The following is a 20,663-nucleotide window of genomic DNA, read 5'->3' as shown; positions in this document are numbered from 1 at the left end:
GCCATTTTTCGCCTGGGTATCCGGCGAGCTAAGGCCTGAGCAACACCGCTTCCCGCTGCGCCGCCCACGTCGTGCGCAGATACGGCGCCACGTTCTCGCACAGTGCCGCCCATTCCTCATCGGTCACCGGAAGCGCTTTCCGCTCGGCGGCGAAATATTCGGCCGGGGGCGTGAGGGCGGGCCAGTCGCTGGCGAGGACGAAGCGGTCCATGCCGATCTTGCGCATCTGGGCGACGTAAGCGGCGCGCCATTCGTCGGGCGTGCGGGTTTCGAGGCCTTCTTTGGGAACGCCCGGGAGCTTCGAAAGATCGACCTGTGCGACGGCGGAGATATCAAGCACGAGGTTGGCGGTACCGGGGGCCTTGCGCTCCATGGCGTCGCCATAGAGGCGAAGGGCTTCCAGAGTTGCCGCATCGATGCCGCCGAAGCTGCCGCCATGCGCGATCTGCACGGGAAGATCACCCGCCTCGGAGAGCACCGTATCGATGAACGTGGTGAGGTTCGCGTTGGTGAACGGCGCCGCGCCGCGCAGGTGAACGACAAGCGGCATCCGCGCCTTTCTGGCGGACCCGAAGAACGCCGCCAGCATTTTGACCTGGTCAGGGTTGCCGAGATCAAAGCCGCTGTTGCCGAGGTGGAGCTTTACACCCGAAGCACCGGGCTGACGCGACCAGTATTCGAGTTCGCCGAGCGCGTTGTCGAGAAACGGATTGATGCCGACAAACGCGACGAGGCGGCCGTTCGAGGCGAGGGCCTGATCGACGTTGAAGCGATTCTCGGCGCGCATCCGCCGAGCGATCTCCTCCGGTGCGAGCGGGATGGCGGAAAAGCCGAACATGTAGCCGGCGGAGAGCAGCACGCCCCGCTGGATGCCCGCGCGATCGAGTTCATGCACGGCATCGCTGCCCGCGCGTACCTTGAGGATGTCGCCGGAGAGACCTTCAAAGGCAGCGGGCATCACCTTCTGTATTTCCTGCAGCCAATCGGTGACGAGCGCGCTCTGGATATGCATGTGGTGATCGGCGCGCGGGGCTGGCTCCGCATACGCCCCACCGCCGCTGAAAAGGACAGCGCCCGCCAGCGCGGAAAAACGCACGGCGCGCGCCCATTTTGACCAGATCATCGACTCCACCCCCCAATTAAATGAACCTCCATTCATCTTTTGTCATTTCAGGATGGCCGTCAAGAAAAAATGAATTTCTGTTCATCTTGTTGCAGGTGCCGTACAATCTTTCACGAACAGGGAGGAAACGAATGCCGAAGCGCGATTCCACCCATATGGCGGCACAGCGGGAGCGCATCCTGCGGGCGGCGCTGAGCTGCATTGCAGCCCATGGCGTTGAAGGCACGTCGATCGAACATATCCGCAAGGCCGCAGGGCTGAGCGCGGGAACGATTTATCGTTACTTCGCAAACAAGGAGGACCTCGTGGTCGCTGTGCTCGAGCATTTTTCGACGCACGAGGCTGCAGTGCCGGTTCCGAAAGACTGGACGGATTACCGGGCAGGGCTGATGAAGGAAAAGCGACCGAGCGGGCTCAGCTCCGCCGCGCTGGACAGGGCCATGCTGCAGCTGATGGCGGCGGCGCTTTCAGCGGATTATCTGCGCGCGGCGATCCGCCCCGTCATCGAACGCAATCTCGCCGAGCAGCGGCAGGTTTTGGAGGCGCTGGTGAAGAGCGGCGGCGCCGAAATTGCCGGGACGCCGGAAGAGACGGTGCGCGCCGTCTCCGCGGTGGGCATCGGCATGTCGTGGCTTGCGGCTCTTTCGGGCCAATCAACCGAAGCAGCGACTGAAGAGGCGGTCGCGATTATCGACCGCCTCGTGAAGCCGCGATAGGGGAGTCGAGGCTAATCCTGCTTCGGCGTGTCCGCATCGTCGAGTTCGGTGGCGCGCAGGTGCGCGGGGCGCGATTCCAGGCGCTTCCAATAGGCCTCGAACGCCGGGCGCTTGTCCATACTGCCGAACTGCAGGCCCCAGAAGATGTGCGAGCCGATGTAGACGTCTGCAGCGCTGAAGCTGTCGCCCGCGATATAGGGGCTGTCGCCGACCGCCTTTTCAAGAACGTCCATCACATGGGCGTAGCAGCCGTAACCTACCATCATCTGTTTGTCGGCGGGCACCTCGACGCCGAGCGTGCGGTCTGCGATCGCGGCTTCCAGCGGGCCCGCCGCGAAGAACAGCCAGCGATAGTAGCTGCCGCGATCCTTGAGCGCGGGCGCGAGATTCGCCTGGGGGAAGGCATCGGCAAGGTAAGCGCAGATCGCGGCGCATTCGGTGACGACCGTGCTTCCGTGGCGGATCGCGGGGACCTTGCCCATCGGGTTGATGGCGAGATATTCCGGCGCCTTCATCGTGGTCCCGTATTCCAGGATTTCGGTGCGGTATTCCGCGCCCACCTCCTCCAGCATCCAGCGCACGATACGGCCGCGCGACATCGGGTTCGTGTAAAGCACCAGGTCAGTCATCATCCATCCCTTTCGAATCGGAGGAATGGGAACATATCAGGAACATATGTGCCTGTCGATCAGCGCGTCATGGCGTTGGTGATGCTGGAGAAGACATCGACCAAGGAGAGGCCGAGCATCTGGAAGGCAATGATCGCGGCAAGCGAAATGAGCGCGGCGATGAGCGCGTATTCGATGGCGGTGGCGCCTCTGCGGCTGGCAAGAACGCGGCGGAAAATACGCATCGATCCGATTCCCTGCAGTGCTGCGGCATACGGTATCGGACGGGCAGGTTGCCGAAGCGTTACCGTCCCTTCATCGCGCTCGTCGCGGTTTCCAGGATGTCGACGACAAAATAGCCGAGCACGGCCGCGACGACGACGATGATCACGATGGTGACGACGAGACGGCGGGTCTTGTTCTGCTTCGGCGGTGCCGGGCGCCCATCGGGCTGCCTATAGTCCTGCATACCGGCTCCTCCCCCCAAAGACGCTTCGCGCGATCCTAGAGCCGAAGAGGCGGCGCTGACAACTATGGCTGCTGCGTCGCGTTCGATGCTGCTGCGTGTGGCGGCAGCGCATGGGCGAAGGCGCTGAGCGCCGCGTAGGTCGCGTCGCGCGCCTCGGCATCCAGCATTTCACGGCAGGCGGTGTCGAAGCGCGGTCGGTCGTTTGCCGCGGCCGCCGCCGTCATTGCCGAAAGCGCCATCTCGTCCGGTCCCAATCCCCGGCAGCAGGGCGGGCTGATCAGGAAACAATCCGGCCAGTGATCGCCGACGATCTGTACGGCGCTCAGCAGCCGCGTGGCAGCGAGCGGACTGCCCAGACGCTCAGCCAGCGCCTCGCGTGGATCGTGCCCGGCGCGCTGGCAGATGACCACCAGCCGTGTGCCCATCACCATGTGCATCGGCGTGCGCGCAAGATCGCGCAGGTCGGGCTTTCTCAGCAGGTCCTCAAGCGGGTTCGTCATTCGGGCTCCATAAATTGCACATGCGTCGCATTGACATCTATCGGAAGACGATTCTAATGAGAATCAGTTGCAGTAGCAACAGTGACATTTGGTTTGGGGGTAGCAGTGATTTCAATTTCGCGGGCCGCGCTGGCGGTCGCTCTTTGTTATGGAATGACGGTGGGTGCTGCAGAGGCGGCGGCGGATGCCGCGGCGCTCGACGACGGCACGATCACGGTGACGGCGACGCGCAGCCCGATCTCGATCGATGATGCGCCGGCGGTGGTGACGGTGATCGACGAGCAGCGCATCGCCGATGAGCTTGTTACCGACATCAAGGACCTCGTGCGCTTCGAGCCCGGCGTTTCGGTGCGCCGTGCGCCCGCGCGCTTCGGCGCAGCGCTCGGCACCACGGGCCGCGCGGGCAACGAGGGTTTCACGATTCGCGGCATCGGCGGCAACCGCGTGCTCATCCAGGTGGACGGCGTGCGCGTACCCGATGGGTTCAGTTTCGGCGCACAGGGCGTTGGCCGAGGCGACTATGTGGATGTCGGCCTTGTGAAATCGGTGGAAATTCTGCGCGGCCCCGCTTCGGCGCTGTATGGCAGCGACGGGCTTTCGGGCGCGGTGAGCTTCGTGACGAGCAATCCTTCCGACATATTGAAGGACGGCCAGAGCTTTGGTGGGCTGGTGCGCGGCGCCTACAGCTCGGCAGACGAGGAATATAGCGGGACGGCGATCCTCGCCGCGCGCGGCGGCACAGTCTCCGGAATGATCGCCTACACGCGGCGCGACTACAAGGAACTCGACAACAAGGGCACCGACGACCGCACGGGATCTCTGCGCACGACGCCGAACCCGCAGGACGGCGAATCCGACGCAGTGCTCGGCCGGCTGGTGTGGGAACCGGGTGGCGGGCACACGGTTCGCCTGACGGGCGAATATGTCGATACGTCGCTCTATTCGAACGTGCTTTCGGGGCGCAGCGCCACGGTCGATCGTCTGGAAGCGTGGGATACGGGCAAGCGTGCGCGCGCCGCTGCCGACTGGACGTGGGAAGGCGAGGGCGCGATCGATTACGCGCGCGTCGGCGCCTACTGGCAGGACGCGAAGGATCGGCAATATACCGAGGAGGATCGCACCCCGGCAGCGGACCGCAGCCGCCTCAACACCTTCGACAACCGCGTGATCGGCGCTTCGGCGGAATTCCGCGCGGGCTTCTCGACAGGCGCGGTTGATCACCGCGTCAGCTTCGGCGGCGACATCAGCGAGACCCGGCAGAAGGGCGTGCGCGACGGCACGGTCCCGCCGTTCGGCGAAACCTACCCTACACGAGCCTTCCCGGTGACCGACTACACGCTCGCAGGTCTGTATGTCGGCGACGAGATCAGCTTCGCGGGCGGCATGGTGACGCTGTTCCCCGCGCTGCGTTTCGATCACTACAAGCTCTCGCCCAAGGAAGGCCCCCTGCTGCCGGGGTTCGCAGGCGCGGGGCAGAGCGATTCCCGCGTCTCGCCGAAGTTCGGCGCGGTGGTGAAGCTGAGCGAGGCGGTACGGCTGTTCGGCAATTACGGGCGCGGTTTCAAGGCGCCTGAGCCGAGCCAGGTGAACCAGTTCTTCTCCAACCTCGCCTCGGGCTACACCTCGATCCCCAACCCGAACCTGGGGCCGGAAAAGAGCGAGAGCATCGAAGGCGGTTTCCGCGTGACCAGCGACGCCGTGCGCTTCGAGGCAACCGTGTTTCACGCGAAGTTCGACGACTTCATCCTGCAGAAGATGGTGAGCGGCAGCTTCACGCCCGCCGACCCCGCGATCTACCAGTTCGTCAACGTCAACGCCGCGAAGGTGGACGGCGCGGAGGCGCGGCTGGAGCTGAAGCAGGGCGGATTCACCGGCACGCTTTCCGTCAGCTACGCCGACGGCACGCTCACGGATGAGACCGGCGCGAAATCTGCGCTCGATACGATCCACCCGCTGAAGGTCGTCGCCGGGATCGGCTACCGCGAGCCGGAAGGCCGGTTCGGCGGACAACTGATCGCGACGTTCGGCGCGCAGAAATCGATCAAGGATGCCGTCGGCGCGTGCAGCAGCGCCTGCTGGCGGCCCGGCGATTTCCTGATCTTCGACGCGACCGCCTTCGTGCGGATCGGCGAAGCGGTTACGCTGCGCGCGGGCATCTTTAACATCACCGACAGGAAATACGCGTGGTGGAGCGACGTGCGCGGTGTCGCCGACAGCTCCGCGATCAAGGACGCCTACACGCAGCCGGGACGCAACGCGAGCGTCTCCGCGACGATCCGCTTCTAAGCCCAAGGATGAGCACTATGAAACCGATCTACCAGACACTTGGCGCGAGCCTGTTCGCGCTTGCCATCGCCGTTTCGCCCGCGCTTGCCGACAGGCCCGTGGCGGAGCGTACCACCGCAGCCGAAAAGGCCTCTTTCGATGCCGACCGCGCCGACATCCTTGCCATGGCGGGCAATTACCGCGTGCGCTTCAACATGCAGGAATCGACGCCGTGGACGGCGGACTACACGCCGATCGAACCCAAGCGCTCGGGCGGGCACGAAGTGGTGCGCGTGATCGAAGATACGGGGCGCCGCATCGTGCTGCAGCATCTGCTCGTCGTGGAGGACGATAACGACAAGCCCTATGTCATCAAGCACTGGCGGCAGGACTGGGATTACGAGCCCGCGAAGGTGCTGGTGTATGCCGGCGACGGCAATTGGGTTTGGGAAGACGTGCCCGAGCGGATGCGCGCGGGGCGCTGGTCGCAGACCGTGTGGCAGGTGGACGACAGCCCGCGCTATGCCGGTTGGGGACAGTGGGAAACGCAGGCGGGCATCCGCCGCTGGCGTTCGAACTGGACATGGCGGCCGCTTGCGCGTCGCGACGCCGTGCGGAACCCGGTTTACGACCGTTACTTCTCGATCAACCGCCACCAGCCGACGCCGACGGGCTGGATTCACTGGCAGGACAACACAAAGATGGCCGAAGAGAACGGCAAGCTGCGTCCGATCGTGCAGGAATATGTGCTGAACACCTACACGAAGTTCGACGGCTACAACGTGAAGGCCGCCGACGATTACTGGACGAAGACGAAGGCCTATTGGGCGGCGGTGCGCGGCATCTGGGACGAGGTCGCGGCAAAGCGCGGAGGCATTCACATCGCGGAGAAGGCCGACACCGGCACTATCATTTCCGGACGCCTGCTGGAGATCGGCGACGATGTGAACAGCGGCAAGCTGAAGGACGCGGCGGCGATCGGCGAGGCGCGCAAGCTCATCACCGAGGCGACGGCGGAGCCGCCACGGGTCGCTATCCGGCAATAACCAACGCTGCGAGGCCAATACCGCCTGCCGCGAAGCTGAACATCAGCGTCGCGGCAGCGGCCCAGCCCTTGCGCCAGCCGGCAAGGCCGATGCAGATCGCGGCCTTGAACGCCGTGTTGAGCAGGATCGGCACGCCGAGCACCGCACCCGCGGTGACGGGATCGAGGCTGCCCGCCGGCAGTGCGCCGAGCGTGACCGTGGCGGCATCGACATCGAAGGTGCCGGTGAGCGCGATGATGACGCCGAGCCCCGCTTCCCCATATTGCGCCTCCGCCCAGCGTGCGAACAGCGAGGCGCCCGCGATGAGCGCGGCAAAGCCGAGCGCGGGGAGAATGTCGAACGGGTTTGCGGAGGTCATCGGCGCGGCGCGCGAGGGCGCGTGCTGGTTGTGCCGCATTACGAACGCCGCGGCGGCGAGCGCGGCAAGCCCGCCTGGCACCACGATCCACGCAAGCGTCGGCACGACGAAGCCCGCGACGGCGGCGGCAAGGACAGCCGTGCGCGCCATCATCACCGCACCCGCGAGCGCGATACCTGCGATGGCGGGCGCGGGCGCGTCCTCGCCTTCGGCCAGGCGCCGCGCGAGCGCGGCAGTTGCGGCGGTCGATGAGACGAGCGCACCGGCCGCTGCCGTCGCGAGCGTGCCGCGCACCTCTCCGAATCGTTTCGCCGCGACATAGCCGACAAAGGAGAGCCCCGACACGAGCACGACGACGAACCAGATGTCGCGCGGGTTCCAGGCATCATAGGGACCATAAGCGGCATTGGGCAGCAGCGGCCACACGACGATCGAGATCAGCGCTAAACGTGCCACCGCCTTCACCTCGGCGGCAGTGAGGCCGCGAATCCAGGCGTGGAGTTCCTCGCGCATCGCGAGCAGCACGACCATGACCCCCGCGGAGACGGAGGCGACGAGCACCTGACCCGTCGTCGCGAGCAGCCCGAGCCCGAGCGTGATGAGCCCGGCGATGGTCGTCGTCGCGCTGACGCTCGCGTCGGGGTCCCGCGCCATGTCGCGGACATAGCCTGCGACGAGCGCGAGTGCAGCGGCGGCGATGAGCAGCACGGCCGGCAGCAGCGCATCGCCTGTCATCAGCCCCGCGAGCCCGCCAAGCAGGCCAAGGAGGCCGAAGGTGCGGAATCCGGCGACGCGCCCGCCCGCGGGCTCGCCGCGCGCGCTCCAGCCGCGTTCAACACCGATAAGCAGGCCGAGCGCGAGCGCGATCCCGAGATCAGCGAGCGGTGTGAGGTCGGTCACACGTGTCCGCCCTTGGCGCGGCCGTAGGGGATGCGGTCCCACACGCGCTCATGAAACACATAGAGAATCAGCTTCGTCGCCACCTCGCCGCCGCCGATGGTGAGCGCGGTGAGCGGGTGCCCGGTAAAGAGCAGCGCGAGCAGCGCGGTATCGAGGCTCGCGAGGATGCGCCAGCTTGCCGCCTTCGAGCCGCTGCGCCGCAACCCTTCGATCCGGCGCCCGCGCCGATCGGTCCACACCGCCCAGCGCAGCCGCGACCAGACGCGCTCGTGCAGGAAGAACAGCAGCGTTTTCGTGACGACCTCTGCCAGCGCTATGTAGCCCGCCGTGTGCAGGTTTTCGGACGGCGTCGCGGTTTCCCTCACGCCGAAATGCGGCGCGAGGAACGTGAGCACCAGATAGGACAGGATCAACGTATCGAGCGTGCCGACGAAGCGCCACGAGATCGCCTTCGCGAGACTGCGCGCACGGCTTTCGTGCGCGTAGGCGGCGTTTGCGCTGTTTTCCCTCACCATCGCATTCTCGTAACCGCCTGCCTCTCAACGGCCAACTAGCATAGCGCCATGATGCGGAAAGCATGAAAATCCTGACACGCGGTTTTCGCAAGGGGTGGATGCACCGTTACGGCCTTGTTATGTTTGGGAAACGACATGGCATTCGAGGGAGTGGGGGCATGGCGGATACACGCATCGGTATCGTCAAGCGGATCATCTGGCCGGCGAAGGCATCGCTGTTTGCGCTGATCGGCGGCGCAGTCGGCCTGTTCGGCGACCTCGTGAACTTCTTCGCGGAATTTCTGTCCGCCGATGTGCTCGTCCTTATTTTCGCGGTGGTGACGGCGGTTGCGGGGCTGCTTTGCTTCCAGCGCGCTTTCATGGTGAACGCGGCAGACGACAAAGCGGTTGATGAGGTGGTGCAGTGCACGCAGTGCGACGCCTTCCGCTTCGGGCTGTTCGCGACCGCGGCGTTCATCCTCCTCATGCTGGTGGGGCAGGGGCAGTCCGCGACCGAGGCGGTCGGGCGGCAGCTTGGACTCATCAAGGAAGACACCGCCGTGATCCGCGATCAGGTGGGCGACCTTCATGCGATGGCGCAGCCGCAGATGATCATCGACGATCCCGAATCGGCGGCGGACCATTTCAACAATGCCTGGATCTACCAGACGATGCAGCGCAACTCGGCAAAGGCCTTCGCCGAGATGCAGGCGCTCTATGCGAATTACGCTCCGAAAAAACTGGACGCGGCGCAGCTTTATTTCGACAGCGGCAATGCGGTGAAGGGGCGTGCGCAGCTGGTGGAGGAGATGCAGGCTCTTGCGCGGAAGACCGGCGATGCCACGCTGCTGGTGATCGCGGCACGTGCGGCGCCGAGCGCGGAGGCCGGCGATGAGATGGCGGCCGAGGCGCAGAAGCTGGACCCCGCACTGCCGTTTGCATGGTGGGACATCATGCGGCCGAAGCCGGTGAAGGTGGGCGACATGACGCAGCGCGGCGCGGCGGCACAGCGAGACCGGTTCATTGCCGAACGCGAAACCGTGGAGAAATTCCGCGCACTTTACGGTGCATACCCGGCCCAGCACTGGTTCTTCCTGCCGCAGTTCGCGGGCGACCTGGAAACGATCGCGCGCCAGCAATCAGAAGGCATGGCGAACAATATCGCGACGTATGACGACATTGCGAGCGGAAGGCTCGCAGACCGCGTGCGCGAGGAATATCGCCAGAAGAACCGGTAGTTCTCCCCGCGTGGACTCGGGTCTGAAAAGCGCGTAAATTTTAGGATTGCGGGAGGGAGAGGGACCATGCCGCAGTTCGTTATCGAAAGAGATATGCCCGGCGTCGGCAAGCTCGGTCCGGCCGAGCTGAAGGCCGCGTCGCAAGGATCGTGCAACGTGCTCCGCACGCTTGGACCCGAGATCCAGTGGGTTCACAGCTATGTGACCGACGACAAGATCTATTGCGTCTATCGCGCGCCGAGCGCGGATATTATCCGGCAGCACGCGGAAACGGCGGGCTTCCCGGCAAACAGTGTCGCCGAGGTGCGCGCGACGATCGATCCGACGACGGCGGAATAGGCATCCGGACACCGCCCGGATGCCGGTTTCGCGTTATCGGCCCTGGCGGCGCTGACCACCGCCGGGATTGCCCCGGCTACCGCTGTTGCCGCCGCCGTGCGTGGGCTTGGCCGAATATTTCGGCTTGGGCGCACCGAAATGACGGCGCTGGCCTTCGCGATCGCCTTCCCGGCGCTCGCCGCCGCCGGAACGCTCGCCGCGATGGCCACCGGGTCCGCCACGATGGCCGCCGTCGCGGCGGCCGTCACGACGCTCACCGTGCGAGAAGCCGCGCTGGTCGCCGCTTTTGCCGTCGGTGCGTGCGACCGGCTTCGCGAGCGCGGCGGCGCGGGTGAGGAAGTTTTCCGGAAGCGGCATGGGTTCCAGCTTCTGGCGGATCAGCCGCTCGATATCGCGCAGGTACGTGCGTTCGTCACCGTCGGACACCAGTGCGATGGCGATGCCCTCGCGGCCGGCGCGCGCGGTGCGGCCGATGCGGTGGACGTATTGCTCCGGCACGTTCGGCAGCTCGAAGTTGAACACGTGGCTGACGCCCGGCACGTCGATGCCGCGCGCCGCGATGTCGGTGGCGACGAGAATCTTGACTTCACCCGAGCGGAACAGACCGAGCGCGCGCTCGCGCTGCGGCTGCGACTTGTTGCCGTGGATCGCTTCGGCGGCGATGCCCGCACCCTTCAGGTGGCGGACGACGCGGTCGGCGCCGTGCTTGGTGCGCGAGAAGACGAGGCCGCGGTCCATCTCCGCACCCAGATCCTGAAGCATGATCGTGAGCAGCGCCTGCTTTTCGGACGCGTTCACGTGGATGACATGCTGTGCGACGCGCTCGGCGGTGGTCGCCTGCGGCTTCACTTCCACCTTCTGCGGATCGGTGAGAAACTGGCCGGCAAGCTCCGCGATGGCCGGCGGCATGGTTGCCGAGAAGAACAGCGACTGGCGCTTCTTCGGCAGGATGCGGACGATGCGGCGCAGCGCGTGGATGAAGCCGAGGTCGAGCATCTGGTCGGCCTCGTCGAGCACGAACAGCTCGACCTGCGAAAGATCGAGCGCGCTCTGGTCGACAAGATCGATCAGGCGGCCGGGGGTGGCGACGAGGATGTCCACGCCCCGCTGCAGCGCGCGAATCTGCCGTCCGATCGGCACGCCGCCGAACGCCGTGGAGATGGTGAGGCGCAGATACTTGCCGTAGGTGCGAAAGGATTCGGCGATCTGGCTGGCAAGCTCACGCGTCGGCGCCAGCACCAGCATACGCGACGTGCGGCCCTTCAGCGGCTTGTAGGTCTGCGACAGGTAATCGAGCGAGGGCAGCGCGAAGGCGGCGGTCTTGCCCGTGCCCGTCTGCGCGATGCCGAGCAGATCATGGCCCTTCATCAGGATCGGGATCGCCTGCCGCTGGATCGGCGTGGGGACAGTGTAGTTCGCGTCGGTAAGCGCCTTTTCGATGCGCTCGCCAAGGCCGAACTGGAGAAAATCGGTCATTATGATCTTTCAATAAACAGACCCATGCCGCGCTGCCGGAATTGGCGCGCGGACGCGGGTGCGGTGTCGTGACGACCCGCGTGACGAGGGGAAGCCGGTGGGCCGAACCGTCTGAAGACGCGCGCTCAATTCCCAAAGGAAGCGATCACGCCGGGCGCGTCAGGGCCTTATCGGCCGACGTTCGGTCACGGCGGCATGTGGGGGAAAAATGTGGCGGCGTCAAGGCACTGCGCCAAAACGAAGACGGGCGCCCGTTTCCGGACGCCCGTTTTGCGTGACGAAATCCGTCTGATTAGCCGCGGCGGCGACGCGCCATGCCGAGGCCCATCAGGCCGAGGCCGAAGAGGCCGAGCATCGCGGGCTCGGGAACGTCGACCGGCGGCGGCGTTTCGGGGTTGTAACGCTTCACGATCGAATAGTGCGAAACGTCATGCGACTTGCTTTTGCCGGGCAGGTCGAACGGCGGATCGGTGAACGGGGTGGACCAGCCGCCCGACGAGAACTCTTCGTTGAAGGTGAACGCGGTCAGGTGCGTACCGTTGCCGTTCTTGAACACGATCATGTAATCATAGGCGGCGAAATCGACGCCGTTGATCGTCCACGTGCCCGAACCGCCCGCGCCTTCGGCGAGGTTGATCTGCGTCTGGCCATTGTCCGCCCAGTCGCTGAAACCATAGAAGGCCGAAGCGTTGATGTTGGTCAGATTGGCGACCGTGCTGGTGCCGGTGGCGTTGTCGTACTGGCAGGCCGAAACGGCGCTGTTGCTGCCGTTGAACACCTTGGACGTGCCATCCGCGATGTGCGCGGCCGGACACGTGATCAGCGCAGCGTTCGCCGGAGCGCTGAACGCCGCGACAGCGCCAAGGGCGGCAGCGGAAAGAAGGACCTTTTTCATAACTCGTCTCCTCGCCGGGGGCACTTGACCGATGCCATCCCGGTACACAGGCGAAATAAAGCAATTCCCGTGCCAGACGCGGAGTCGCGCTGAAATCTGCCGTTTGCGAGTGACTTTCAATAACTCTTGTCAGATTCTCCGACAGTTTCGGCGCCGTACTCAATCGGTCGGAAAGCCGCGGTTCTTCAGGAGTGCCTCGACCTGGGGGTCGCGGCCACGGAACATGCGGTAAGCCTCCGCGCGGTCAATCGCGTCGCCTGTTGCAAGGATGATGTCCTTGAATTTTTTGGCTGTCGCGGCGTCCCACGGGCTACCGGCTTCCTCGAACGCCGCCCAAGCGTCGGCGGCCATCACGTCCGACCAGAGGTAAGAGTAATAGCCGGCGGAATAGCCGTCCGAAGAAAAGATGTGACCGAACTGCGGCAGCCGGTGCCGCATGACGATCTCCTTCGGCATCCCGATCTCCCCAAGAATGGTCTTTTCGGCGGTGGCCGGGTCGATTTCACCCGACGGGTCCATGTGAATCTTCATGTCGGCAATGGCGGAACCGAGGAACTCGACCGTCTCGAAGCCCTGATTGAAGGTTTCGGCGGCTTTCAGCTTGTCGATGAGCGCCTGCGGCATCTTCGCGCCGGTCTTGTAGTGGCGCGCGTAGGTATCGAGGATTTCTGGGGTGAGCACCCAATTCTCATGCACCTGGCTCGGGAACTCCACGAAGTCGCGCGGCGTGCCGGTGAGCGAGGGATAGGTCGTGTCGTTGCTGAGCGCATGCAGCGCGTGGCCGAACTCGTGGAACAGCGTGCGCGCGTCGTCGAGGCTGATGAGAACGGGTTCGCCCGGTGCGCCCTTCGTGAAATTGTTGTTGTTCGAAACGATCGCGTCCCGCTGGCGTCCGCCGAGCTTGTCCTGCCCGCGATAGGTGCTCTGCCAGGCGCCTGAACGCTTGTACTGGCGGGCGAAGTCGTCGCGGTACAGATAGCCGACATGCGTGCCGTCCGCCGTGTTCGTGACGTGATACACGCGGACGTCCGGGTGGAACGTGGGCAGCGTGCCGGTGATTTCCTTGAAACTGTAGCCGTAGAGCTTGCCCGCCATGTGGTAGGAGGCGGCGATCATGTTCTCGAGCTCGAAGTAGTTCTTGAACTCGTTCTGATCGAGGTCGTAGCGCGCCTTGCGCACCTTCTCCATGTAGTAGCGGTAGTCCCACGGTTCGATGGTGATGTTCGCGCCCTCGCTGTCCGCGAGTTTCTGCATGTCGGCGACTTCTTCGGCAACGCGCGCGCGGGCCGCGGGCCAGACACGCATCAGGAGGTCCAGGCCCTTTTGCGGGTCTTTCGCCATCGTGTCCGACATGCGCCAGTGCGCGTGGCTGGGGTAGCCGAGCAGCCGCGCGCGGTCGGCGCGCAGCTTCACGATCTTCCGGATGTCCTCGTGCGTGTTATTGGCGTTCGCATTGTCGCCGCGCATGATGAAGGCGCGCCAGACCTTCTCGCGAAGCGCGCGATTGCTGGAGAAGGTCAGGAACGGATCGACCGCCGAACGCGTGTTGACGACCGCATAGCCCGGTAGCTTGCGCTCCGCAGCCGCCGCCTTGTAGCCGGCGATCAGCGCAGGCGGCAGGCCGCCGAGATCGCCTTCGCCAAGTGTGACCCACGTATCTTCGTCCGCCTGAACCTTGTTGCCGAAATCGTTGAAGAGCGCTGCGAGCTGCTGATTGAGTTTGCCGAGTTCAGCCTGCTTTTCGGGCGGCTGACTGGCGCCGCTGCGCACGAAATTCTCGTAGCTCTTTTCGACGAGGCGCTTCTGTTCGGCGTTGAGGCCGCTCGTTTCGCGCGCATCGTAAACGGCCTTTACGCGCTCGAAGAGCTTGCGGTTGAAGTTCACCTTGTCTTCCACCTCGGAAAACCGGGGCAGAAGCTCCGCCGAGATGGCCTGATGCGCCGGATCGTTCTTGCTCCAGCTCATCACGAAGAACAGTGTGCCGAGCCGGTTCAGGGCTTCACCGCTTTTTTCGAGGGCTTCGAGCGTGTTCGCGAAGGTGGGTTTGGCCGGGTTATTCGCGATGGCATCCACCTCGGCGAGCATTTCTGCCGAAGCCTTGTCGAACGCCGGTTTGAACAAGGGCGTCTGCACCTTGTCCCACGGCGGAACCCCGCCGTTCGGCCCCGTCCATTCAGCAAGTAGCGCATCGACGGCCGCGTCGGAAGCAGCGGCAGGCGTGGAGGTTTCGGCGGAAGCGGGGATGGCGAAGGTCACGGCAAGTGCGGCGGCGCCGGCGAGAAGGCAGGAACGAAGCATGGAAATCTCCAATCGGGGATTGCCGCGGCACCCATGCGCGTCATTCGGATTTGACCTGTGACAATGCGCTCGCTTGGCCGGACGGCAGACATGCCCTCATAATTGCCGTCTGCATCCGCCGAGCGCAAGCGCTGGCGGCGGCGACAAACAGTGCGTATGAGACAGGTTGATGCATCGGTTCGCCAATCCCGCCCGGTTTCTGCAGCTCGCCCGCCCGTTGACGGCGGCGACACTCCTGCTTGGTCTTGCGCTGACTGCGGCGGGACTCTGGTGGGGCGCGTTTCACGCGCCGCCCGACTATCTGCAGGGCGAAAGCGTGCGCATCATGTACCTGCACGTGCCGACCGCATGGATCTCCATGGGCAGTTACCTCGGGCTCGGCATCACCGGGATCGTCATTCTTGTCTGGAAGCATCCGCTCGCCGAGGTGGCGCTGGAGGCGCTGGCGCCGGTGGGCGCGGTGTTTGCCGGCGTATGCCTGCTCACCGGATCGATCTGGGGCCGCCCGACGTGGGGCACATGGTGGGTGTGGGACGGCCGGCTGACCTCCATGCTTGTGCTGTTCTTCCTCTTCCTGGGCGTCGTGGCGCTTGCGGGTGCGTTCGACGAGCGCAGCCGGGGGGCGCGTGCGGCGGCGGTGCTCGCGATCGTCGGGCTTATCAACCTGCCGATCATCAAGTTCTCGGTGGAATGGTGGAACACGCTGCACCAATCGGCCTCGATCACGCTCCGGGGCTCCAGTATTCACCCCGATATGCTTCATCCCTTGCTGACAAGCGCCGTCGGACTCGGCCTGCTGATGGCGGCGGCAGTGCTGATGCGGATGCGTGCGATCATCGCCGAACAGCGCATCGCCGCAAGGCGGGCGCGGCTGGCGGGAGACGCAGCATGAACGCACTTCCCTTCGTGATCGCGGCCTATGCCGCCGCCGCAATCGGTATCGGCGGCGTGCTCGCGTGGAGCTGGCTGTCCATGCGACGTGCCGAAAAGGCGGCGGACGCGCTGCGGGGAGAGCGACGATGAAACCCAAGCACCAGAGGCTCGCGCTTGCTGGCGCGGCAGTGGCGGCGCTGGGCATCGCGGCGGCGCTTGCGCTTCCCGCGCTGCAGGATCAGGCGGCGTATTTCTACGCGCCCGCAGACGTGGTGGCGAAAGGTGTGGCGCCAGGGCAGGCCATCCGGCTCGGTGGGCTGGTCGAAAAGGGCTCGCTGACGCGCAGCGCCGACGGGCTTACGATCCATTTCCGCGTCACCGATCGCCTTGAAACGGTGCCGGTGGACTACACAGGTATTGTGCCCGACCTGTTCCGCGAAGGGCAGGGCATGATCGCCGACGGCCGCTTCGATGCGAACGGGACGTTCAAGGCCGAAACGCTGCTTGCCAAGCACGACGAGAAATACATGCCGCCCGAAGTGGCGAAAGCTGTTGAAAGGGCCGAGGCAGCCGCGAAGGCGCGGCCTGAAAAGCCGGCGCCTTAGAGGTTTCTTCACCTTGCCGCTGCATCGTTTGCGCGGTGACGGTCCAGATCATTTCGAACCCGGTTTCGGGCGGTTTTTCGCCGCAGCGCTTCCTTGCGCTCGAAACGGCGTTCCGAAAGCGCAGCCATGCTCTCGCCTACGGGCACAGCGCGCCGGGGACCGCGATCGCGCTTGCCGACGATCTCAGCCTCGTCTGCGTCGTTGGCGGCGACGGAACGCTGCGGCATGTGGTTTCGGCACTGCGGCAGGCCAAGGCCGACGTGCCGGTGTGCGCCTATCCCGCAGGGACTGTGAATCTCCTGGCGCGCGAGGCGGAGTATCCGATCGATCCCGACGCCTTCGTCGAGCGCGTATCGTGCGCGGATCGCAGGCGCAGGGGCTTTGCGGGGGTTGTGGGCGAGCAGCTGTTCCTCGTTTGCGCAAGCGCGGGGCCGGACAGTTACGCGGTGGCGGGCGTGTCCTCGCGGCTGAAGCGCTGGATCGGGCGCGCGGCCTATGGCGCAGCGTTCCTCGGCGTGCTCTGGCGCTGGCCGCGTCCAAGGATCACGCTGGATGTCGACGGGCAGCGCATCGCCTGCGAGGCGTTCTATGTCGCGAAGGGACGGTTCTTTGCTGGGCCGTGGAGCTTCGCGCGGGGCGCCTCGATCAACGACGAGACGCTGCACCTCGTGGCGTTGACCCGCGCACGGCGGCGCGACTATTTGCGGTTCATGTGGGCGCTGCTGCGCGGCAGGCCGGTGGACACCGTGCCGGGCGTGGTGGCGCAGCCGTTCCGCACGCTGAGCGCATCGAGCGACGCCGAGGTTCCGGTGCAGGCGGACGGGGACACCGTTACCGTGCTCCCAACGACCTTCGGCATTCACGACGGCGTGATTTTCTACGCATAAGGGCCTTGTGCCGCTGCAGGCGTGACGAAAGCGCGCAAGCGGGCTGCATTGCGCGCGCGCCGGTGCTAAGGCGCTGACAATGAAAATTCCGGGGTGGCGCCAACAGTGATTCCCGAGATCGGCCATGCAGCCTTGTGGCTGGCCGCAGGCCTTGCGCTTGCGCAGGCGCTTGCGGGTTTCCGCGCCGATGGCGGGCGTATCGCCGTACCCGCCGCACTGCTGCAGGGTTTGCTCTGTGCCGTCGCTTTCGCGGCGCTGACCTGGGCGTTCGTGAAATCCGATTTCTCGGTCGCGCTCGTCGCCGGCAACAGCCACACCGCGAAGCCCGAGCTTTACAAGTGGACGGGCGTTTGGGCGAACCACGAAGGCTCGATGCTGCTGTGGGTTGCGGTCCTCGCCGTGTTCGGCGCGATTGCCGCGATCCGCGCGAAGGGCCTAGGCGAACGCTTCCGCACGGTGATGCTCTCCGCACAAGGCTTCATCGCACTCGGCTTCTACGCCTATCTGCTGATCGCCTCGAACCCGTTCGCGCGGATCGTGCCCGCGCCGATCGAGGGTTCGGGTATGAATCCGCTGCTGCAGGACCCTGGCCTCGCGTTCCACCCACCGCTGCTTTACATCGGCTATGTCGGGCTTTCGGTGACCTTCTCGTTCGCCGTGGCCGCGCTGCTGCTGAACCGGGTGACCCCGGAATGGGCGCGCGCGGTGAAGCCCTGGGTGCTAGGCGCGTGGAGCTTCCTGACGGCGGGCATCACGCTCGGCAGCTTCTGGGCCTATTACGAACTCGGCTGGGGCGGCTGGTGGTTCTGGGACCCGGTGGAGAACGCCTCGCTGATGCCGTGGCTCGCGGCGACGGCGCTGTTCCATTCGGTGGGCGTGCTCGCGGCGCGCGGCGCGCTCAAGAACTGGACGCTGCTGCTCGCGGTCGTCGCCTTCTCGCTCAGCATGGTCGGCACGTTCATCGTGCGCTCGGGGCTCCTCACATCGGTGCACGCCTTCGCGGTAGACCCGGAGCGGGGCGTGTTCCTGCTGATCCTGCTGGCGATCTACGTGGGCGGTGCGCTGACGCTCTATGCCTTGCGTGCGGGCACGGTGACGGCGGGTGCGCCGTTCCGGCCGGTGAGCCGCGAAGGCAGTCTCGTCGTCAACAACCTCATCCTCTCGGCAGTGCTCGGCGTCGTGTTCCTCGGCACGCTCTATCCGCTGCTGCTTGAAGCTGCGACGGGCGAGCAGGTTTCGGTCGGCCCGCCCTATTTCCAGACGGCGCTGCTGCCGCTGCTGCTGCCCCTTGTCGCGTTGATGGCGGCTGGTCCGCTGATGCGCTGGCAGGCGATGGACTGGGCCGGGCTCGGACGGCGGCTTGTGCCCGCGCTGGTTCTTGGCGTTGCGGCGATCGGGATTGCGCTGGCGCTCGGGATGCGCAGCCCGCTCGCGCTGGCGGGCGTCGCGCTTTCGGCCTGGCTCACGGCGGCGAGCGTGATGATCTTCCGTGGACGCAAGCTGAAGCGCATCCGGCGGATTCCGGCGAGCGTTTGGGGCACGGCGCTCGCGCACCTCGGCATTGCCGTCACGACGCTCGGCATTGCGGTGAGCGGCGCGGGGACCATCGAGACGCTGGCGAACCTCGCGCCGGGCGGGCGGCTGAGCGCCGGGCCGTATACGGCGCAGGTGGATGACATCACGCCAGCGGCGGGGCCGAACTACACGGCGATCCGTGCCGTCATCAGCGTGAGCGGGCCGGGCGCGACCACGGTGCTGATGCCGGAACGGCGCACGTTCGTGAACCCCGGCAACGAGACGACGGAAACCGATATCTGGCCGCGTCTCACTGGAAACCTCTATGCCGTGCTCGGTCCCGGTGACGGCAGCGGACGCTGGCAGGTGCGGCTGGTGTGGCAGCCGATGATTGCGCTCATCTGGATCGGCGGCATGATGGCCGCGTTCGGCGGGCTCATTTCGATGAAGCAGGGCCGCAGGCGGCGGGAGGACACGGAATGACCGCGAGACGCATTGCGCTGATCGTGCCGCTTGTCATGTTCCTCGGCTTCGTCGCGCTTGCCGTTTACCGCATGGGCGCGCCGCAGCAGCGCGTGATCGTCTCGAAGATGGTCGGCAAGGCTGTGCCGGCGATGGACCTCGTCGGCATGGACGAACTGCACCCCGGCCTTAACGACGGTGACCTTCGGCAAGGGACGGTGACGCTGGTGAACCTGTTCGCGAGCTGGTGCGCGCCGTGCCGTGTGGAGGCGCCGCAGTTGAAGGCGCTCGCCGACAAGGGCGTGGTGATCCACGGCATCGCAGTGCGCGACACGCCGGAAAACATCACGGCGTTCCTGAAGGACCACGGCGATCCGTTCCGCCGCATCGGCATGGACCCGAACAGCAAGGCGGTGCTGAACCTCGGCGCTTCGGGCCTGCCTGAGACATTCCTGGTGGACGGCAAGGGTATCATCCGCAAGCAGTACATCGGCCAGATCCGGCCCGAGCAGGTGACCGAGATCCTGAAGGATATCGAGGAGGCGAAGGGCTCATGAGGGCGTTGCTGCCGCTTGCGTTTCTGGCGCTTACAGCTGCTGCCGAAGGGCCGACGCTGCCGCCCGCGCAGGAAGAGGCGGCGCGCGCGCTGATGCACGAACTGCGCTGTCTCGTCTGCCAGCACCAGTCGATCGCCGACAGCGATGCCGACATGGCGGCGGACATGCGCGCGGTCGTCCGCGAACGCATCGCGGCGGGCGAGAAGCCCGAGCAGGTGAAATCCTACCTTGTCAGCCGCTACGGGGATTACGTGACGTTCGATCCGCCGAAGACCGGCGCGAACCTGGTGCTGTGGGCGGCACCGCTGCTGTTCCTTGCGATCGGCGGCGTCGCCGTCTGGCGGCTCTACCGGAGGAAGGGCGCATGAGCGGCTGGATCGCCATCGCGGTGCTGACGCTGCTGACCGGCGTGGTGCTCTGGCGCATGAAAATGCCGCTGCTGCCGGTGGGCTTCGCACTTGCCGTGGGCTTGGTGGGCTACCTGCTGACGAGCAACCCGGCGCTGCCGAGCAAGCCAGCGCCGCCGCGTGCGATCGATGCGAATGCCGCACCGCAACTCGAAGCCGCGCACAAGCGGCTGTTGCAGAACACGGGCGATGTCGGCGCGTGGCTGCTGTTCGCTGATATCCTCAGCCACCAAGGCAAGACCGAGCAAGCCATCGAGGGCCTTAGCCTTGCGGCGAAGGCGATGCCCGATGTGCCGGACCTGTGGGTGGGGCTCGGCAACGCGCTGACACGCCATGCCGACGGTTTCATCACGCCGGCAGCGCGGCTTGCATTCGGACGAGCATCCGCGATCGCTCCCGATCATCCGGGCCCGCCCTACTTCCTCGGCCTTGCATGGCTGCAGGCCGGCGAGCCGGACGAGGCGCTCAAGGTATGGCAAGACCTGTATGCGCGCAGCCCGAAGGATGCGCCTTATCGGCCCGAACTTGAGCGGCTCATGCGCGGCGCGCGCGCCATGATTGCGGCGGGCATCGACGGTGGCCGCTTTCCGGGCGCGGACGACAATGCGCCCGCGCTCGAACAGCGTTGAACC

Annotated in this window: 23 protein-coding genes; 13 read left to right on the top strand and 10 right to left on the bottom strand. The window is 65.6% G+C overall.

The genetic code is table 11. From position 1 onward, the window contains the following. Positions 1 to 28: 28 nt before the first annotated feature. Positions 29 to 1,123, bottom strand: a complete 1,095-nt coding sequence (locus tag DFR51_RS10140; protein WP_160119042.1) for an amidohydrolase family protein — start codon at positions 1,121 to 1,123, stop codon at positions 29 to 31. Between the two features lie 131 nt (positions 1,124 to 1,254). Between DFR51_RS10140 and DFR51_RS10135 the strand changes: the two genes are divergently transcribed. Beyond that, the gene (locus DFR51_RS10135; RefSeq protein ID WP_160119041.1) at positions 1,255 to 1,839 is read left to right on the top strand and encodes a TetR/AcrR family transcriptional regulator; all 585 of its coding nucleotides are present in this window, start codon (positions 1,255 to 1,257) and stop codon (positions 1,837 to 1,839) included. A gap of 11 nt (positions 1,840 to 1,850) precedes the next feature. On the opposite strand, the gene DFR51_RS10130 is transcribed toward DFR51_RS10135, so the two are convergent. The 4 genes from DFR51_RS10130 to DFR51_RS10120 form a co-directional block, all read right to left on the bottom strand. Continuing rightward, positions 1,851 to 2,468: a glutathione S-transferase family protein gene (locus DFR51_RS10130; protein WP_420853248.1), complete on the bottom strand. Its 618-nt coding sequence runs from the start codon at positions 2,466 to 2,468 to the stop codon at positions 1,851 to 1,853. Positions 2,469 to 2,527: 59 nt separating this feature from the next. After that, positions 2,528 to 2,692, bottom strand: coding sequence for a Flp family type IVb pilin (locus tag DFR51_RS10125; protein WP_121050633.1), 165 nt, complete (start codon positions 2,690 to 2,692; stop codon positions 2,528 to 2,530). A gap of 59 nt (positions 2,693 to 2,751) precedes the next feature. Beyond that, entirely contained in the window at positions 2,752 to 2,916 is a 165-nt protein-coding gene (locus tag DFR51_RS19010; protein WP_160119040.1) for a hypothetical protein, read from the bottom strand. A gap of 62 nt (positions 2,917 to 2,978) precedes the next feature. Beyond that, entirely contained in the window at positions 2,979 to 3,416 is a 438-nt protein-coding gene (locus DFR51_RS10120) for an addiction module antidote protein (RefSeq protein WP_121050631.1), read from the bottom strand. A gap of 153 nt (positions 3,417 to 3,569) precedes the next feature. Between DFR51_RS10120 and DFR51_RS10115 the strand changes: the two genes are divergently transcribed. Both DFR51_RS10115 and DFR51_RS10110 read left to right on the top strand, forming a co-directional pair. Beyond that, entirely contained in the window at positions 3,570 to 5,702 is a 2,133-nt protein-coding gene (locus DFR51_RS10115; protein ID WP_121050629.1) for a TonB-dependent hemoglobin/transferrin/lactoferrin family receptor, read from the top strand. 17 nt (positions 5,703 to 5,719) lie between these two features. Then, on the top strand, positions 5,720 to 6,727 hold the full coding sequence (locus DFR51_RS10110; protein WP_121050627.1) for a DUF6607 family protein: 1,008 nt from the start codon (positions 5,720 to 5,722) through the stop codon (positions 6,725 to 6,727). Here DFR51_RS10110 and DFR51_RS10105 read toward each other — a convergent pair. Then, positions 6,714 to 7,985, bottom strand: a complete 1,272-nt coding sequence (locus DFR51_RS10105; protein ID WP_121050625.1) for an MgtC/SapB family protein — start codon at positions 7,983 to 7,985, stop codon at positions 6,714 to 6,716. The two genes, DFR51_RS10110 and DFR51_RS10105, sit on opposite strands and share 14 nt — an antisense overlap. Then, a complete protein-coding gene (locus DFR51_RS10100; protein ID WP_121050622.1) occupies positions 7,982 to 8,500 on the bottom strand; it encodes a DUF2061 domain-containing protein in 519 nt (172 codons plus the stop codon). Before DFR51_RS10100 ends, DFR51_RS10105 begins: the two co-directional genes overlap by 4 nt. 158 nt (positions 8,501 to 8,658) lie before the next feature. Here DFR51_RS10100 and DFR51_RS10095 point away from each other — a divergent pair, with 158 nt between their 5' ends. Together DFR51_RS10095 and DFR51_RS10090 are read left to right on the top strand one after the other, a co-directional pair. Beyond that, entirely contained in the window at positions 8,659 to 9,717 is a 1,059-nt protein-coding gene (locus DFR51_RS10095) for a hypothetical protein (RefSeq protein WP_121050620.1), read from the top strand. A 66-nt stretch (positions 9,718 to 9,783) separates the two neighbouring features. After that, positions 9,784 to 10,056 (top strand): DUF4242 domain-containing protein, encoded by a 273-nt coding sequence (locus tag DFR51_RS10090; protein WP_121050617.1) that lies wholly within the window; start codon positions 9,784 to 9,786, stop codon positions 10,054 to 10,056. A gap of 33 nt (positions 10,057 to 10,089) precedes the next feature. Here DFR51_RS10090 and DFR51_RS10085 read toward each other — a convergent pair whose 3' ends face one another. The 3 genes from DFR51_RS10085 to DFR51_RS10075 form a co-directional block, all read right to left on the bottom strand. After that, the gene (locus DFR51_RS10085) at positions 10,090 to 11,532 is read right to left on the bottom strand and encodes a DEAD/DEAH box helicase (RefSeq protein ID WP_121050614.1); all 1,443 of its coding nucleotides are present in this window, start codon (positions 11,530 to 11,532) and stop codon (positions 10,090 to 10,092) included. Between the two features lie 292 nt (positions 11,533 to 11,824). Further along, entirely contained in the window at positions 11,825 to 12,427 is a 603-nt protein-coding gene (locus DFR51_RS10080) for a PEP-CTERM sorting domain-containing protein (RefSeq protein ID WP_121050611.1), read from the bottom strand. Positions 12,428 to 12,586: 159 nt separating this feature from the next. Continuing rightward, complete coding sequence (locus DFR51_RS10075) at positions 12,587 to 14,725, bottom strand: M3 family metallopeptidase (RefSeq protein WP_121050608.1); 2,139 nt, start codon at positions 14,723 to 14,725, stop codon at positions 12,587 to 12,589. A 169-nt stretch (positions 14,726 to 14,894) separates the two neighbouring features. On the opposite strand from DFR51_RS10075, the gene DFR51_RS10070 reads away from it, so the two are divergent. From DFR51_RS10070 to DFR51_RS10035, 8 genes are all read left to right on the top strand, one after another. After that, positions 14,895 to 15,617, top strand: coding sequence for a heme ABC transporter permease (locus DFR51_RS10070; RefSeq protein WP_121050605.1), 723 nt, complete (start codon positions 14,895 to 14,897; stop codon positions 15,615 to 15,617). Next, a complete protein-coding gene (gene ccmD, locus DFR51_RS10065) occupies positions 15,614 to 15,748 on the top strand; it encodes a heme exporter protein CcmD (RefSeq protein WP_121050601.1) in 135 nt (44 codons plus the stop codon). Before DFR51_RS10070 ends, ccmD begins: the two co-directional genes overlap by 4 nt. Continuing rightward, positions 15,745 to 16,203 (top strand): cytochrome c maturation protein CcmE, encoded by a 459-nt coding sequence (gene ccmE / locus DFR51_RS10060; protein ID WP_121050598.1) that lies wholly within the window; start codon positions 15,745 to 15,747, stop codon positions 16,201 to 16,203. Before ccmD ends, ccmE begins: the two co-directional genes overlap by 4 nt. Before the next feature lie 35 nt (positions 16,204 to 16,238). Further along, a complete protein-coding gene (locus tag DFR51_RS10055) occupies positions 16,239 to 17,090 on the top strand; it encodes a diacylglycerol/lipid kinase family protein (protein ID WP_160119039.1) in 852 nt (283 codons plus the stop codon). A gap of 105 nt (positions 17,091 to 17,195) precedes the next feature. Next, positions 17,196 to 19,088 (top strand): heme lyase CcmF/NrfE family subunit, encoded by a 1,893-nt coding sequence (locus tag DFR51_RS10050; RefSeq protein ID WP_121050592.1) that lies wholly within the window; start codon positions 17,196 to 17,198, stop codon positions 19,086 to 19,088. After that, positions 19,085 to 19,624: a DsbE family thiol:disulfide interchange protein gene (locus DFR51_RS10045; RefSeq protein WP_121050589.1), complete on the top strand. Its 540-nt coding sequence runs from the start codon at positions 19,085 to 19,087 to the stop codon at positions 19,622 to 19,624. Before DFR51_RS10050 ends, DFR51_RS10045 begins: the two co-directional genes overlap by 4 nt. Beyond that, positions 19,621 to 19,992, top strand: coding sequence for a cytochrome c-type biogenesis protein (locus DFR51_RS10040; RefSeq protein ID WP_121050586.1), 372 nt, complete (start codon positions 19,621 to 19,623; stop codon positions 19,990 to 19,992). The genes DFR51_RS10045 and DFR51_RS10040 overlap by 4 nt, the downstream gene beginning before the upstream one ends. Further along, positions 19,989 to 20,660, top strand: a complete 672-nt coding sequence (locus DFR51_RS10035; RefSeq protein WP_121050583.1) for a tetratricopeptide repeat protein — start codon at positions 19,989 to 19,991, stop codon at positions 20,658 to 20,660. The genes DFR51_RS10040 and DFR51_RS10035 overlap by 4 nt, the downstream gene beginning before the upstream one ends. Positions 20,661 to 20,663 lie beyond the last annotated feature (3 nt).

The sequence above is a fragment of the Sphingosinicella microcystinivorans genome, from assembly GCF_003634215.1.
GTDB classification, from domain to species: Bacteria; Pseudomonadota; Alphaproteobacteria; order Sphingomonadales; family Sphingomonadaceae; genus Sphingosinicella; species Sphingosinicella microcystinivorans.
This window is presented reverse-complemented; position numbering and strand designations above follow the sequence as displayed.